We start from the raw sequence: 14,988 nt of genomic DNA on the forward strand, positions 1-14,988 counted from the left end.
CGTGGTCTCCCTTCTGCCGGTCCGGCCGCTCACGGACGGGGAGCGCCGGTCGACGGCACGCCCGGCAGCGGGTCGGTCTGGCTCGGCGGCGGCAGCGGCTGGCCGGTGCCGCCGGCCGGGTCGGCCCAGGTGTTCGGGGCGCCGCCACCGGGGTAGGCCGCGCCGGGCGCGGAGTAGCCCGGGTCCGGCTCGGCGTAGCTCCCCGGCGTCGGGTCGAGGTAGCCGCCCGGCGGGGTCTGGGCGGGCACGGTCGGCGTGGTCGGGAGGACCGCGGTGCGGTCCGGGTCGTACGCCGGCCGCACGCCACCGTCGTCGTTGCCGACGGCGGCGATGTTCCGGGTGAGCCGGCCCGCGACCACGCCGAGCAGCGCGGCGCCGACCAGGAACGTGCCCGGGTTGCGGCGGGCGTAGCCCTTCACCTCGTTGAGCAGGTCGCCCGGCTCACGCTGCTCCAGCCAGCCGGCGACGCCGTGCACCCGCTCGGCCGCCTGGTGGGCCAGCTCGGTGACCGGGCCGGAGCCGCCGCCCTGCTGCGCCATCGAGCGCATCTCGTCGGCCAGCGACCGCAGGCCGCTGGCGGCGCGCTGCTGCTGCTGGCCGGCCTGGGAGGTGACCTGGTTGCGGGCCTCGCCGTAGAGGTCGCGGGCCTGCCGCTTGGCCTCGCCCACCACCTCCTGGCCCTGCTGCTTGGCGGTCTGGGCGACCGCGCCACCGGCGCCTGCGGCGTCGGAGCCGACCTGCCGGGCCTGGTCGCGCACGCCGCCGCCGTTCGTCGACTCGTACGTGGCGGACGTGGGGGAAAGATCGTGAGTCATGGTGTCCCTTCCGCTCGTGCGTTCCTAGCGGTTGTCTTCGGGGGGTCACGCGAATTGCTTTCCGCGTGACAAGGGCCCTACCCCCGGTCGTCGGGTCCATGCCTGATTCGTCATTTCTCTGCGGAACCGACCCGCCCCGGTCACAGAATGGGGTGCCTGCCCGCCCGGGCGGCGTGGGCCCAACGGGGGTGACAGGGATGGCACGTGACGTGCGCGGACGTCCGTCGGCCCGGCCGGCGGTGCAGAAGGTGGCGCTCGCGGCGGCGGCCGTCTTCACGCTGATCGGCGTGCTCGGCTTCGTGCCCGGCGTCACCACCCACTATGGGGACCTGGCGTTCGCCGGGCACCACTCGGAGGCGAAACTGTTCGGCCTGTTCCAGGTGTCGGTGCTGCACAACCTGCTGCACCTGCTGTTCGGGCTGGTCGGCCTGGTGATGGCGCGGCGACTGGCCGGGGCGCGGGTGTTCCTGGCCGGCGGCGGCGCGCTCTACCTGGTGCTGTGGCTCTACGGCTTCGTCATCGACCGGGAGACCTCCGCGAACGTCATCCCGCTCAACGACGCCGACAACTGGCTGCACCTGTTCCTCGGCTTCGGCATGCTCGCCGCCGGCCTGCTGCTGAACAACGAGATGGGCACCGGCAGCCGTCTGGACACCCCGATCGACCGGCCCTGACCGGAGGCGACACGCCGGGCCGGTGGTCCAAGGCGGTCAGCGGCACACGCCGAGACCAGCGCCGGACCGCGCGGGTCAGGCGGCGACCGGGAGCTGCTTGGCGAAGCAGACGCTGTACGGGTTGTCGACGTACTCGCCGTAGACCGGCACGGGCCGGTAGCCGCTGGAGCGGTAGAGCGCGATCGCGGCCGGCAGGTAGGTGCCCGTCTCCAGGCACACCGTGCGGTGCCCCTGCCGGAACGCCAGCTCCTCCAGCGCGCCCAGCAGCTGCCGGGCGATGCCCCGCCCCCGGTACGCCGGCCGCACGTACATCCGCTTCAGCTCGCCGGTGTCCGCGTCGAGCGCCTGCAGGCCACCGCAGCCGACCGCCCGGCCACCCACCACCGCGGCGAGGTAGCGGATGTCGCCGTGCACGACGGTCACCTGCCCGTCCAACCCGCCGTCGGCGTCGCGCAGCTCACGCTGCTGGGCGACGACGAGCGCGGCGATCTCCGGATCGGTGGCGGGCCGGGATTCGATCAGCATCCGGCCACGGTAGGTCGGCCGGATTTCGCGGAGGTTTCCGGCCACCGACCCCGAAACGGCTACTCGGAGTCCGGTTCCGCCTGCGCGGGGGCCGCCTCGATCTCGTCCTCCGGCCGTACCCGGCGGGCCTTGCGCGCGGCCAGCCGGTCGGACGCCGAGGGGCGGTTCGACTTCTCCTCCAGGCGCACGTCGGTGCCCCGGTTGCCGGGGACGAAGTCGACGCCGGCGTAGAGCGTCGGCTGCCAGTCGAACTCGCGCTCGCCGATGCGCACCAGGTCGCCGGCCTGCGCGCCGGCCTTGGCCAGCTTCTCCTCCACGCCGAGGCGGGCCAGCCGGTCGGCCAGGTAGCCCACGGCCTCGTCGTTGTCGAAGTTGGTCTGCTTGACCCAGCGCTCCGGCCGGCTGCCCCGGACGGTGTAGGAGCCGTCCACCTCGGCCTCGATGGTGAAGCCGGCGTCGTCGACCGCCTTCGGCCGGATCACGATCCGGGTCGGCTCGGCCGGCGGGGCGGCGCGGCGGCCCTCCTCCACCAGCTCGGCCATCGCGTAGGTCAGCTCGCGCAGCCCCTCACGGGTCGCGGTGGAGACGTCGAAGACGCGGAAGCCGCGGGCCTCCAGGTCGGGGCGGACGATGTCGGCGAGGTCCTTGCCGTCCGGCACGTCGACCTTGTTCAGCGCGACCAGCCGGGGCCGGTCGGCGAGTCCGCCGTACTGGGACAGCTCCGACTCGATGGCGTCGATGTCGGCGAGCGGGTCGCGACCCGGCTCCAGCGTCGCGGTGTCGACCACGTGCACCAGCACCGCGCAGCGCTCGACGTGGCGGAGGAACTCCAGGCCCAGGCCCTTGCCGGTGGCCGCCCCGGGGATCAGGCCGGGCACGTCGGCGACGGTGAAGGTGTGGTTGTCCACCCGCACCACGCCCAGGTTCGGCACCAGCGTGGTGAACGGGTAGTCGGCGATCTTCGGCTTGGCCGCGGAGATCACCGAGATCAGCGAGGACTTGCCGGCCGACGGGAACCCGACCAGGCCGACGTCGGCGACGCTCTTCAGCTCCAGCACCACGTCGAGCTTGTCGCCGGGCTCACCCAGCTCGGCGAAGCCGGGCGCCTTGCGCCGGGCGTTGGCCAGCGAGGCGTTGCCCCGTCCGCCCCGACCGCCGCGGGCCGCCTCGAAGGTGGTGCCCACCCCGACCAGGTCGGCCAGCACCTCGCCGTCGAGGCTCTGCACCACGGTGCCGTTGGGCACCTTGATGACCAGGTCGCGGCCGTTGGCGCCGTCCCGGTTCGAGCCGGCCCCGCCCTTGCCGTTCTCGGCCTTCAGGTGCGGCCGGAAGTGGAAGTCGAGCAGCGTGGTGACCTGCGCGTCGACCACCAGCGACACGCTGCCGCCGTGGCCGCCGTTGCCGCCGTCCGGGCCGCCGAAGGGCTTGAACTTCTCCCGGTGGATCGAGACACAGCCGTGCCCGCCGTCGCCGGCCTGCATGTGCAGGACGACCCGGTCAACGAACGTCGTCACGACGCCAATCCTTCCAGCGGGGTCCGCCCCGCACGTGGAAAAGCGAAGCGGGCCGGGACCCGAGGTCCGCGGCCCGCTTCGCCTTCGAACTACTGCTGCGGCACGATGCTGACGGTCTTGCGACCGCGCTTGGTGCCGAACTGCACGGAACCGGCGGCGAGGGCGAACAGCGTGTCGTCGCCGCCACGGCCGACCAGGTCACCGGGGTGGAACTTGGTGCCACGCTGACGGATGAGGATCTCACCCGCGCTGACGACCTGACCACCGAAGCGCTTCACGCCGAGCCGCTGGGCCGCGGAGTCACGACCGTTACGCGAGCTGGACGCACCCTTTTTGTGAGCCATTGGAGGACGACCTACTTCCCGCTGTTGGAGATGCCGGTCACCTTGATCTGGGTCAGCGGCTGCCGGTGACCCTGACGCTTGTGGTAGCCGGTCTTGTTCTTGAACTTGTGGATCCGGATCTTCGGGCCCTTGGTGTGCGCGGCGATCTCGCCGGACACCGCGACCTTGGCAAGCTTCGCCGCGTCGGTCACCAGGTCGTCACCGTCGACGAGGAGCACCGCGGTGAGCTTCACCGCGTCGCCGGGGGCACCGGCGAGCTTCTCGACCTCGATCACGTCGCCCTCGGCGACCTTGTACTGCTTGCCGCCGGTCTTGACGATCGCGTACATCGGAGGCGGACTCCCTGTCGTTGAGGCTGCTGGCGTCTTCACCGACCGTCACCGGCCGGTCGTTCCCACGGCGTCTCGCCGGGAGCCGTGACACCGGCGGCGCGGGCACGCGGGAACTCGGCACACCAAAGTGCGCCGCAGGCAAGCGTACGCCATACCCGGCCCGCCGCCCAAACCGGCCCCGCCGATCAGGCCGGGCAGAGCTGGTCGAGGCGCTCCTGGAGTCGGTCGAACTCCGCCTCGTCGATCGCCCGCACGTCCGTGCCGAGCCCGCCCACCTCGGTGGCCAGGTCCGCCAGCAGGGTCCGCAGCCGCGGGTCGGTGGCCCGCCCCGACTGCTCCCGCAGCACGTCCCGCCAACCCGCCAGCGCGGCCTCCGCGTCCCGTTCGGCGGCGTCCGCCCGGCTCCGGTCCCCGGTGCCGCCCGCCCGCAGCATCTCCGCCAGCTTGAACACGTACGTCTGCACCGCCGTGGAGCCGGCCTGCTTGGCCCGGGCGCAGACACCGGCGTCGCCGGTCGCGGTCGGAGCCGGAGCGGGCGAGGTGGCGGCCGGGGCCGGCGAGGCGAAGCCGACCGCGAAGGGGTCGTCCCTCCGGTCGGCGCAGCCCGCGCCCGCCAGCAGCAGTCCGGTCAGCGCCGTGACCACGAACACCCGACGCATGAGTCCTCCCTCCGGGGCGAGCCGGCCCGACCGGGGGTCGACGGGGAAACGGCAGGGCCCCTGCTCGGCACTCTGTTGCCGGAGCGGGGGCCCTGTCAAACGCCACGCAGGTCAGCGGCTCACGGCCGGGTACGCCGCCGGGCGCCGCCACGGCGGGACCGCCGCCGCGAGGTGCCGCCCTCGGTGCCCTCGTCGTCGCTCTCCCCGTCACCGATCGCGTCCGGGTCGTCGGCCGCGGCCAGCCGGGCCGATTCGCCCTCCTGGCTGTCCGCGACCGCCGGGGCGGCCGGCGTGTCCGTCTCGAACCGGGACAGGTCGTAACCCTGGGTGTCGTAGTAGTCGTCGTCGGTGGACTCGACCACCTCGGCGACGGTCCGCTCCGGCGCGGCCGACGACTCGGCGGCCGGCTCCGGAGCGGCCTCCGCGGCCGGCTTCTCCGCGGCGGCCTTGCGGCCCCGGCGACGGCTCTTCTCCTCGGCCGGCGCGGTGGCGACCGCCGAGGCGACCGCCTTGACCTTGTCCCCCGCGCCACCGCCGCGCGGCTTCTCCGGCACCGGCTCGGTGTGGATGATCACACCCCGGCCCTTGCAGCACTCACAGGTCTCGCTGAACGCCTCCAGCAGGCCCGCGCCGATCCGCTTGCGGGTCATCTGGACCAGGCCGAGCGAGGTGATCTCGGTGACCTGGTGCTTGGTGCGGTCCCGGCCGAGGCACTCGGTGAGCCGGCGCAGCACCAGCTCCCGGTTCGACTCCAGCACCATGTCGATGAAGTCGATCACCACGATGCCACCGAGGTCACGCAGCCGCAGCTGGCGCACGATCTCCTCGGCCGCCTCCAGGTTGTTGCGGGTGACCGTCTCCTCCAGGTTGCCGCCGGAGCCGGTGTACTTGCCGGTGTTGACGTCGACGACCGTCATCGCCTCGGTCCGGTCGATCACCAACGAACCGCCGGAGGGGAGGAACACCTTGCGGTCCAGGCCCTTGAGGATCTGCTCGTCGATCCGGTACTCGGCGAACACGTCGGCGACGCCGGCGTGCCGGCGCAGCCGCGCCACCAGGTCCGGCGAGACGTGCGACAGGTACGACTCGACCAGGTCGTACGCCGGCTCACCCTCGATCACCAGCTCGCGGAAGTCCTCGTTGAAGAGGTCCCGTACCACCCGGATGACCAGGTCCGGCTCCTCGTAGAGCAGCACCGGGGCGCCACCGGAGGCGGCCTTGGCCTGGATGTCCTCCCACTGCGCCTGGAGGCGCTTGACGTCGCGGGCCAGCTCGTCCTCGCTGGCGCCCTCGGCCGCCGTCCGGACGATCACCCCGGCGCCGTCCGGCACCAGCTTCTTCAGCACGTCCCGCAGGCGCTTGCGCTCGGTGTCCGGCAGCTTGCGGCTGATCCCGGAGGCGTTGCCGTTGGGCACATAGACCAGGTGCCGGCCGGAGAGCGCGATGTGACTGGTCAGCCGGGCGCCCTTGTGCCCGATCGGGTCCTTGGTCACCTGCACCAGGACCGAGTCGCCGGAGCGCAGCGCCTGCTCGATCGAGCGTGCCCGGCCCTCCAGGCCGGTGGCGTCCCAGTTGACCTCGCCGGCGTACAGGACGGCGTTGCGCCCGCGCCCGATGTCGACGAAAGCCGCCTCCATGCTGGGCAGGACGTTCTGCACCTTGCCCAGGTAGACGTTGCCGGCCATGGTGCCGGACGAGTTGCGGGTGACGTAGTGCTCGACCAGCACGCCGTCCTCGAGCACGGCGATCTGGGTGCGGTCGCCGCGCTGGCGGACCACCATCACCCGGTCGACCGCCTCGCGGCGGGCCAGGAACTCCGACTCGCTCAGGATCGGCGGCCGGGTACGCCGCTGCTCGCGACCGTCCCGCCGGCGCTGCCGCTTGGCCTCCAGCCGCGTCGAGCCGGAGACGCCCTGCACCTCGTCGACCGCCTTGCGCGGCTCACGGATCTTGACGACGGTGGGCACGCCGTCCTCGGTGGCGGTCTCCGCCTCCCCCGCGCCCCGACGACGGCGACGACGACGGCGACGGGTCATCCCCTCGCCCTCCGCCTCCTCGTCCTCGGCGACCTCCTCGGCCTCGGCCGTCTCCGCCGTACCGGACTCCTCGACGTCCTCGTCCTCGGACTCCTCGGCGCCGCCCTTGCCCCGGCCCCGGCCGCGGCGACCGCGGCGACGACGGCGACGGGCCGCGGCGGCCTCGTCGTCCTCGTCGATCTCCTCGGCCTCGGCGGCCTCCTCCTCGGCGGCCTCGACCTCGACCTCGGCCTCGACCGGCTCGGCCTCCCGGCGGCCACGCCGCCGGCGCCGACCGGTCTCGGCCGGCTCCTCCACCGGCTCCTCGGCAACCGGGTACGTGACCCGGACGGCGGGCACCTCATCGGGCTGCGGGGGCATGAACAGGACGGTCGGCGCGCTGAGCGCGGCCCGACGACGACGGCCGGTGGTCGGCCGCTCCTCGGCAAGTTCCTCGGCCGGCTCCTCGGCGGCGCCCGGAACGGCGGCCCCGGTCGACACCGCGCCGGTGGCGTCCGACAGCCCACCGGCCCGGGCCAGCGTGGCCTCGTCGGTGCGGGGCAGCGCGGCCTCGTCCGGGGTGGGCTCGTCCTCGGCGTCCTCACCGATCGCGTCTTCCTCGCCGTCGAGCGCGGCCCGACCCTCGGCGACCTCACCCGCGCTCCCGGGCGCCGAGACCGGCCCGTCGACCACGGCGTCGGGCTGCGGCTCGGCCACCGCGTGCGGCTCCGTCACCGGCCCGACGGCCTCGGCGGGCGCCTCGGTCGGCGACTCGACCGCCGGTGCGGCCTCCGCCGCGGGCGGCGTGGTCTTGCGACGACGGGTACGGGTCACCTTGACCGGCGGCACGACCTCGGCCGAGGTGGCCTCCACCCCGGCAGCCGCCACCGGTTCCTCGACCGCCTTCGCCGGGGTCGCCTTGCGGCGCCGGCGGGTGGTCTTCGGCGCGGTGTCCAACTCTCCCGCCACCGGCGCGAACACCTCGGCCTGCGGCGACTCGCCGCTGCCCACGGCCGCGGCGGACGCCTCGACCGGCGCGTCGGTCTGCTCCGGCTGGTTGAGCGGGGCCGCCTTGCGGCGGGTGGCCCGCTTGCGGGCCGGCGGCTTCGCCTCGGCGGCGCCGTCCGTGCTGGCGGCGCTGTCGGTGGTCGCGGCGGACGCCTCGGCCGGCTCTGCGCCGGTCCGTTCGCCGCCCTCGGGCTCGTTCTCGAGCATGGACGTTCTCCAGTTCTGGCTGCCCCGGGCGCGGTTGAGCGCTGCCACGCAGGGTTGCCGCAAAGGTGTTTCCGCCGGGCGCGCAGGTGCGCGACCGCCGAAGTCTGCCTGCCAGAGCGCTGACCGTCGGTCAGTGCTCTCCGATGGCTGCCCCGTCGCGATCCGCGTCCAACGGATCGACGATCTCGCCCTGCGCGGTCAGCGTGCCCTGCGCCAGCCGGATCACCTTCGGGGTGACCGGCGGCTCCAGGTCGGCCACCACGCGGAGGCCGGAAAGGACGTCATCGGGCCGTACGGACGGGGTGACCTGCCGCACGACCAGTTCGAGTATCGCACATGGCGCCGCCGCCGCCCCGGAAGGCGTCTCAGACGACGTCGACGCATCGATGGCGATCACCGCAGCGCGGGCGTCGAACGTCCGCCGGCCCTGCTTGGTCATCCGCTCGACCTGGATCTCCTCGGCGGCGGTGAACGCCGCCACGGCCGCGCCGAGCACGCTCGGCTCCACCTCGGGCAGCTCGATCCGCCAGCGCGACGCCTCGATCCGGTCGGCCAGGCTGCCGCCGGTCGCCTCGACCGCGTCGAGGACGTCGAGCCCGGGTGAGAGCGCGGCGTCCAGGGCGGCCCGCAGCTCCGCCGGATCGACCGGCTCCCGCAGCCCGATCTCGAGGTATTCGGCCTCACTGGCCACGCCGGTGGGCGCCGCGGAGGCGTAGGAGATCTTCGGATGCGGGGTGAAACCCTGGGAGAAGGCGATCGGTACGCCGGCCCGGCGCAAGGCGCGCTCGAAGGCCCGGGCGAAGTCCCGGTGCGAGGTGAACCGCAGCGGCCCCCGCTTGGCATACCGGATGCGGACCCGCTGGACGACGGGGGCCTGGCCGCCCTCGGGTTGAGGCTTTCTGGCGATCGTGAACTCCTCGGCTGTGCCTGCGTGTCCGCCCCATCCTGGCGCAGTCCCAGCCGCACCCCGCGACCGGGTCCACCACACCCCGGGTCAAACCACCCCGAACCCTCCCGGCCCCGACCCCGGGCCCGTCCCCGTCCCCCGGCCCGACTCCCGGCGTCGATCATGAGGTTGGCGGCGGAGTGGATCTCCGTTGGTGCCGTCAACCTCATGATCGACGCGGGGAGGGGGTGGGGTGGGAGGGGTGGGGTGGGGGTGCGGGGGGGTCAGCGGGGGGTGTTCGGCGGGGTGGGTCCGGGAGCGGCGGGCGGTGGGGCCCACGGGTTCTGGCCGGGTGGGAACTGCTGCCCGTGAGCCGGCGGCGGGTGGGCGCCCGGACCCGGCTGGGCGTAGGGGCCAGGCTGGGGATACTGCCCGTGCTGAGGGTGGGCGCCCGGACCGGGGTGGGCGCCGGGCTGGGCGTAGCCGGCCGACGGGGTGGCCGGGTGACCGGCCGGGACCGGTGGGCCGTGCCCGCCGTCGCCCATCCGGTCGAGCACCTCGTCCGGGATGTCACCCGCCCGGGCCAACTCGCGGCGGTGCCGGCGCCGGTTCCAGATCAGGAACCCCACCAGTGCCAGCAGCACCACCAGCGCCACCGCGATGCCGATCCCGACGACCATCACCTGCTGGTCGGTGGGTCCGCCGCGGTCGCCGTACTTGGTCACGTCGAAGTTGTCGTCCTCGGCCGCGGCCGGTGGCGCGGCCGCGCTGGGCGACGCCGCGGCGGCGCCGAGCAGCGGGTTCGCCGACACCGACGGGACGTCGGCGGTCAGCGCCGCCACCGGGTCGATCCGACCGAAGCCGAACCGCGGATCGCGGCCGGGCGGGCCGGCGTCCCGGGCGGTACGAATGATCCGGTTGATCACGTCGGGCGCGGAGAGCTTCGGGTACTTGGACCGGATCAGCGCCGCGACTCCGGACACGATGGCGCTGGAGTCGGAGGTGCCGTCGCCCCAGCCGTAACCCCGGTCGCGGCCGATGTTGTAGACCTCGTCCCCCGGCGCGGCGATCACCGCCTCCGGGCCCTGCGCCGAACCGTTCCAGAAACCACCGCCCCGGCTGGTGCCGGTCACCGCGATCACACCGGGGATGTTGGCCGGCGCGCTGACGTCCGGGCCCAACTGCCGGACGTTGCCGACGGCGGAGACGACGACCACGTCGCGTTCCAGCGCGTACCGGACCGCAGCCACCTCGCCCTCGTCGACGGCGCCGGCGCTGCCGTAGGACAGGTTGATCACCTTCGCGCCGCCGTCGACGGCCATCCGGATACCGGTAGCGGAATCCTCCGGGGTGAACGATCCGCCGGGCGGCTTCCGGATGGGCAGGATCTGGGCGTCCGGAGCGATGCCGTCCACTCCGGCCCCGTTGGCCGCGATGATCCCGGCCATGTGGGTGCCGTGACCCGCCGGGTCGCGCCGGCCGTCGCCGGTGTCGCGGGTGCTGGCCCCGCGCAGCACCCGGCCGCGCAGGTCCGGGTGGCCGGCGTCGACGCCGGTGTCCACCACCCCGACCACCACACCCCGGCCGGTGGAGATCTGGTGCGCCCGGTCGATCCGCAGCTCGTCCAGGTACCACTGCTCGGCCCGGCGCGGCGCGGCGGCCGCCGGCTGGGCGGCCCCCAGCACCATCAGACCGGCCAGCACCCCGGCCGCCACCGGCCGGAGCGCGCCGACGTTGACCCTCATCCGTCCGTCCTCATCGCAGGATGCCCGGGGTCGCGCCGTCACCGGCGCCCCACGGATCGTCGTCCTCGGTCAACCACGACGAGTGCTCGCCACCGCCGCCACCGTGCCCGGCGCCGCCGTGCCCGCCCATCATGCCGCCGCCCATCATCCCGGCGCCGGCCGTGCCGCCGCGGGCGCCGCCCGCGCCCATGCCGCCCGCGCCGGTGGCGCTGCGCAACGCGTTGGCCGCGCTGGTCAGCGGCGGGACCTTGCCGTTGCCGCCGCCCACCATGCCGGGCAGCGCGCCCACACCCATCCCGCCGGCCGCGCCGAGGCCGCCGCCACCGATGCCGCCGGCGGAGCCGAGACCGGCCCCACCGCCGCCGAAGCCGCCACCGGCACCGCCGCTCAGCCCGCCACCGGCACCGCCGAAGCCGCTGCCCGGGCCGCCGGCCGTGATGGTGCCCGGACCGCCCGCGCCGGCCAGGCCGGTGCCGTAGTCGTGGTCGCCGGAGCCCGGGTAGCCGCTGCCGGAGCCGGGGATGCCGCCGGTGACCGGCGGGGTGTACGAGCCGGAACCACCGCCGAGGTCGGAGCCGCCGATGGTCGGCGGGGGCGTGAACGAGCCGCCACCACCTCCGCCGCCGGCGCCACCGCCGATGCCGGTGCTGCCGAGCGAGGGCATCTTGCCCCCGGCACCGCCGCCACCACCGCCGCCCGGCAGACCGGTGTCCGGCACGCCGGAGGGCGGGGTGCGGGTGTCCGGGCGGTAGCCGTCATCGGCGTCGATGTTCGGTCTGGGCACGTCCAGCTTGGGGCGCTCGGTCTCCACGGCGACCGGCAGGGGCGACATCGCCTTGTTGGCCGCCTCCTGGTTGTCCCGGTACCAGTTGTCCAGATGCGACTTGGTGTCCCACCAACCGCCACGCTTCTGATCGCCGGCGTTGCCGTCGACCTTCATGGTGGCTTCCAGGTCGTCGGCCTTGTCGCGGAACGCGCCGTCGGCGTAGAGCGCCTGGTTGGCCTGGTAGTCCTTGCGCAGCGCGGCGAGGAACCCGGACTGGCTCTCGCCGTCGCGGGCGTCGTCCAGCTCGGTGCCGCCGGGCAGGCTCCACTCGTTCCAGCCGAAGTCGTCCATCAGCGGGATCGGGATGCTGGCCACCGCCGTGCGGATGTCGCCCTCGATCCGCGACAGCGCGCCGCTGACGCCGCTGGCGTGCGTGATCAGCTCCTCGATGTCCTTGCCGATGGTGGTCAGGTGCTCGCGGTAGGCGTCGCCGCCGCTGCCCTTCCACCCGGCCAGCAGGCCGGGCAGGCCGCCGCTGTGCGGGCGCTCCTTACCGGGCGCGATCGGGCCGACGAACGAGCGCCCGACCAGCGAGTCGCGCAGGTAGCCGAGCGCGGTGGAGAGGTTGCTCCAGCCCGCCCCCACGGACCCGACGGTCTCCGGGTCCGCCGACAGCGTCACCTCACGGACGCAGCGCTCCCAGGTGCCTCCTGCCATGACCGTCTCCCCCTCAGGCCGTGTACGGGTAGGTGGGCTGCTGCCCGGCCTCCGGCGGCGGCGCCGCGGACTCCAGCAGCCGCTCGATCTGCTTGCCGTTGGCGGCGTTGCGGGCCTCCGCGTCGCGGAACGCCTTCGCGATGTCCTCGGTGCCCTGCTTCAGGCCGGCCAACTTGCGGGAGATGTCCTTCAGGTGGGCCTCCATGTTGGCCGTGGACTTCGTCAGCGCCGCCCACTGCATCCGGGCGTCCTCGTACGCGCCGAACGGCGTGCCGTTGGCGACCGTCTGGGCGTTCGTGCCGTCGCCCTTCATCCGCTCCTTGATGCGTTCCATCTCGTAGCCGATGGTGTCGTCGACGTACTGCTTGAGGCGCTCGACGTACTCCGCGGCGGCGTCCAGGTCCTCGACGCTGACGTGCAGATCGCCGGTGTCCGGCGGCGTGATGCCCATGCTGCTGTCCTCCCCGCTACCGGCCCCCGGCCGGTCCAATACGGACGCAGCGTATCGAGGATGCACCACTGCGGGCACCCCCACCCCACGGCGGCGCGCGGTTGCCGCGAAAGACGACGGAGCGCGGGAACCCCGAGGGGTTCCCGCGCTCCGCGGTGGTTCGGCGCCGTCAGCCCTGCGCGGCGGCGGGCTGCTTCAACCCGCCGACCGGCGTCAGCGGCAGCAGCTTCCGGCCGGTCGGGCCGATCTGGATCTCGGTGTCCATGGACGGGCACACGCCACAGTCGAAGCACGGCGTCCAGCGGCAGTCGTCCTGCTCGTACTCGGACAGCGAGTCCTGCCAGTCCTGCCAGAGCCAGTCCTTGTCCAGGCCGGAGTCGAGGTGGTCCCAGGGCAGGACCTCCAGCTCCTCGCGCTCGCGGGTGGTGTACCAGTCGAGGTCCACCCCGTACGCCGGCAGCACCTCGGTCGCGGCGTCGACCCAGCGCTGGTAGGAGAAGTGCTCGCTCCAGCCGTCGAACCGGCCGCCGTTCTCCCAGACCCTGCGGATAACCGCGCCGACCCGGCGGTCGCCCCGGGACAGCAGGCCCTCGATCAGCGACGGCTCACCGTCGTGGTAGCGGAAGCCGATCGCCCGGCCCAGCGACCGGTCGCTGTTGATGGCCTGCTTGAGCAGCTTGAGCCGGCCGTCGATGACCTCCGGCCGCTCCATCGAGGCCCACTGGAACGGGGTGTGCGGCTTCGGCACGAACCCGCCGATGGAGACCGTGCAGCGGATGTCCTTGGATCCGGTGGCGGCGCGGCCGGCCCGGATCACCTCGTGCGCCATGTCGGCGATCTCCAGGACGTCCTCGTCGGTCTCGGTGGGCAGGCCGCACATGAAGTAGAGCTTCACCTGCCGCCAGCCGTTGGAGTACGCGGTGACCACCGTACGGATGAGGTCTTCCTTCGACACCATCTTGTTGATCACCTTGCGGATCCGCTCCGACCCGCCCTCCGGGGCGAAGGTCAGGCCGGTCCGGCGCCCGTTGCGGGACAGCTCCTGGGCCAGGTCGATGTTGAACGCGTCCACCCGGGTCGAGGGCAGCGACAGCGAGACGTTGGTGCCGGCGTACTGCTCGGCCAGGCCGGAGCACATGTCGCCGATCTCGGAGTGGTCGGCCGACGACAGCGACAGCAGGCCGACCTCGTGGAAGCCGGAGAACTCCAGCCCCTGCTGCACCATCTGGCCGACGGTGGTGATCGACCGCTCCCGCACCGGACGGGTGATCATGCCGGCCTGGCAGAACCGGCAACCCCGGGTGCAGCCCCGGAAGATCTCCACCGCGTACCGCTCGTGGACCGTCTCGGCGAGCGGGACCAGGGGCTTCTTCGGGTACGGCCAGGCGTCCAGGTCCATGGTCGTGCGCTTGTGCACCCGGAACGGCACGTCCGGGCGGTTCGGCACGACCCGCTGGATCCGGCCGTCGGGCAGGTAGTCGACGTCGTAGAAGCGCGGGACGTAGACGCTCTCGGTGCGGGCCAGCCGCAGCAGCAGCTCGTCCCGGCCACCCGGGGAGCCCTCGGCCTTCCACTCCCGGACGATGGTGGTGATCTCCAGCACCGCCTCCTCGCCGTCGCCGAGCACGGCGGCGTCGACGAAGTCGGCGATCGGCTCCGGGTTGAACGCGGCGTGCCCGCCGGCCACGATCACCGGGTCGGCGTCGGTGCGGTCGGCGGCGAGCAGCGGGATGCCGGCCAGGTCGATCGCGGTGAGCAGGTTGGTGTAGCCCAGCTCGGTGGAGAACGAGACACCGAACACGTCGAAGTCGCGCACCGGCCGGTGGGCGTCGACGGTGAACTGCGGCACGCCGTGGGCGCGCATCAGCTTCTCCAGGTCCGGCCAGACCGCGTACGTGCGCTCGGCCAGCACGTCGGGCAGCTCGTTGAGCACCTCGTAGAGGATCTGCACGCCCTGGTTGGGCAGGCCCACCTCGTACGCGTCCGGGTACATCAGCGCCCAGCGCACGGTCGCCGCGTCCCAGTCCTTGACCACCGCGCCCAGCTCCCCACCCACGTACTGGATGGGTTTGGTCACCTGCGGCAGCAGCGGCTCCAGCCGGGGCCAGACCGAGTTGTCGGCGGTGGGACGTGGGGTCGTGGACGGGGCACTCATGATGCCCAAGGGTACGCGGTCCCCCGCCCCGACCTCCCCCACCGCCACCCTTCCCCCACCCCACACCCGTTGATCAAGGAGTTGGCGCGCCGATCCGCGCTCCCCGCCCACGCGAACTCCTTGGTCACCCGCGGGAGCGGAGGCGGGGGCGAGGGTCGGGGGTGGGCGGGGATTC

The 14,988-nt window shown here is 73.6% G+C and carries 13 protein-coding genes; 1 reads left to right on the forward strand and 12 read right to left on the reverse strand.

Features of this window, described 5'->3' with window-relative positions:
• Positions 1–29 precede the first annotated feature (29 nt).
• A complete protein-coding gene (locus ACN27B_RS02840; RefSeq protein WP_099164009.1) occupies positions 30–815 on the reverse strand; it encodes a hypothetical protein in 786 nt (261 codons plus the stop codon).
• 197 nt (positions 816–1,012) lie between these two features.
• Between ACN27B_RS02840 and ACN27B_RS02845 the strand changes: the two genes are divergently transcribed.
• Positions 1,013–1,489, forward strand: coding sequence for a DUF4383 domain-containing protein (locus tag ACN27B_RS02845; RefSeq protein WP_355525315.1), 477 nt, complete (start codon positions 1,013–1,015; stop codon positions 1,487–1,489).
• Between the two features lie 75 nt (positions 1,490–1,564).
• On the opposite strand, the gene ACN27B_RS02850 is transcribed toward ACN27B_RS02845, so the two are convergent.
• The 11 genes from ACN27B_RS02850 to ACN27B_RS02900 all read right to left on the reverse strand — a co-directional run bounded on the left by ACN27B_RS02850 (position 1,565) and on the right by ACN27B_RS02900 (position 14,813).
• Positions 1,565–2,014, reverse strand: coding sequence for a GNAT family N-acetyltransferase (locus tag ACN27B_RS02850; protein ID WP_099164008.1), 450 nt, complete (start codon positions 2,012–2,014; stop codon positions 1,565–1,567).
• A gap of 59 nt (positions 2,015–2,073) precedes the next feature.
• Positions 2,074–3,528, reverse strand: coding sequence for a GTPase ObgE (gene obgE, locus ACN27B_RS02855; RefSeq protein ID WP_422743374.1), 1,455 nt, complete (start codon positions 3,526–3,528; stop codon positions 2,074–2,076).
• 89 nt (positions 3,529–3,617) lie between these two features.
• On the reverse strand, positions 3,618–3,872 hold the full coding sequence (gene rpmA, locus ACN27B_RS02860) for a 50S ribosomal protein L27 (protein WP_013288010.1): 255 nt from the start codon (positions 3,870–3,872) through the stop codon (positions 3,618–3,620).
• 11 nt (positions 3,873–3,883) lie between these two features.
• Complete coding sequence (gene rplU / locus ACN27B_RS02865; protein ID WP_099164006.1) at positions 3,884–4,201, reverse strand: 50S ribosomal protein L21; 318 nt, start codon at positions 4,199–4,201, stop codon at positions 3,884–3,886.
• A gap of 188 nt (positions 4,202–4,389) precedes the next feature.
• Complete coding sequence (locus tag ACN27B_RS02870) at positions 4,390–4,863, reverse strand: hypothetical protein (protein ID WP_099164005.1); 474 nt, start codon at positions 4,861–4,863, stop codon at positions 4,390–4,392.
• Between the two features lie 119 nt (positions 4,864–4,982).
• Positions 4,983–8,093 carry an Rne/Rng family ribonuclease gene (locus ACN27B_RS02875; protein ID WP_422743377.1) on the reverse strand — a complete coding sequence of 1,037 codons (3,111 nt, stop codon included), beginning with the start codon at positions 8,091–8,093 and terminating at the stop codon, positions 4,983–4,985.
• A gap of 130 nt (positions 8,094–8,223) precedes the next feature.
• Entirely contained in the window at positions 8,224–8,943 is a 720-nt protein-coding gene (locus ACN27B_RS02880; RefSeq protein WP_422745822.1) for a TIGR03936 family radical SAM-associated protein, read from the reverse strand.
• 320 nt (positions 8,944–9,263) lie between these two features.
• Positions 9,264–10,724: a type VII secretion-associated serine protease mycosin gene (gene mycP / locus ACN27B_RS02885; RefSeq protein ID WP_422743379.1), complete on the reverse strand. Its 1,461-nt coding sequence runs from the start codon at positions 10,722–10,724 to the stop codon at positions 9,264–9,266.
• Positions 10,725–10,734: 10 nt separating this feature from the next.
• A complete protein-coding gene (locus ACN27B_RS02890) occupies positions 10,735–12,207 on the reverse strand; it encodes a hypothetical protein (protein WP_422743381.1) in 1,473 nt (490 codons plus the stop codon).
• Between the two features lie 13 nt (positions 12,208–12,220).
• Positions 12,221–12,658 (reverse strand): hypothetical protein, encoded by a 438-nt coding sequence (locus tag ACN27B_RS02895; protein WP_091571890.1) that lies wholly within the window; start codon positions 12,656–12,658, stop codon positions 12,221–12,223.
• A 169-nt stretch (positions 12,659–12,827) separates the two neighbouring features.
• Positions 12,828–14,813 (reverse strand): TIGR03960 family B12-binding radical SAM protein, encoded by a 1,986-nt coding sequence (locus ACN27B_RS02900; protein ID WP_091571887.1) that lies wholly within the window; start codon positions 14,811–14,813, stop codon positions 12,828–12,830.
• Between the last annotated feature and the right edge of the window lie 175 nt (positions 14,814–14,988).

It is taken from the genome of Micromonospora sp. WMMD754, from assembly GCF_049315235.1.
Taxonomy (GTDB): domain Bacteria; phylum Actinomycetota; class Actinomycetes; order Mycobacteriales; family Micromonosporaceae; genus Micromonospora; species Micromonospora sediminicola.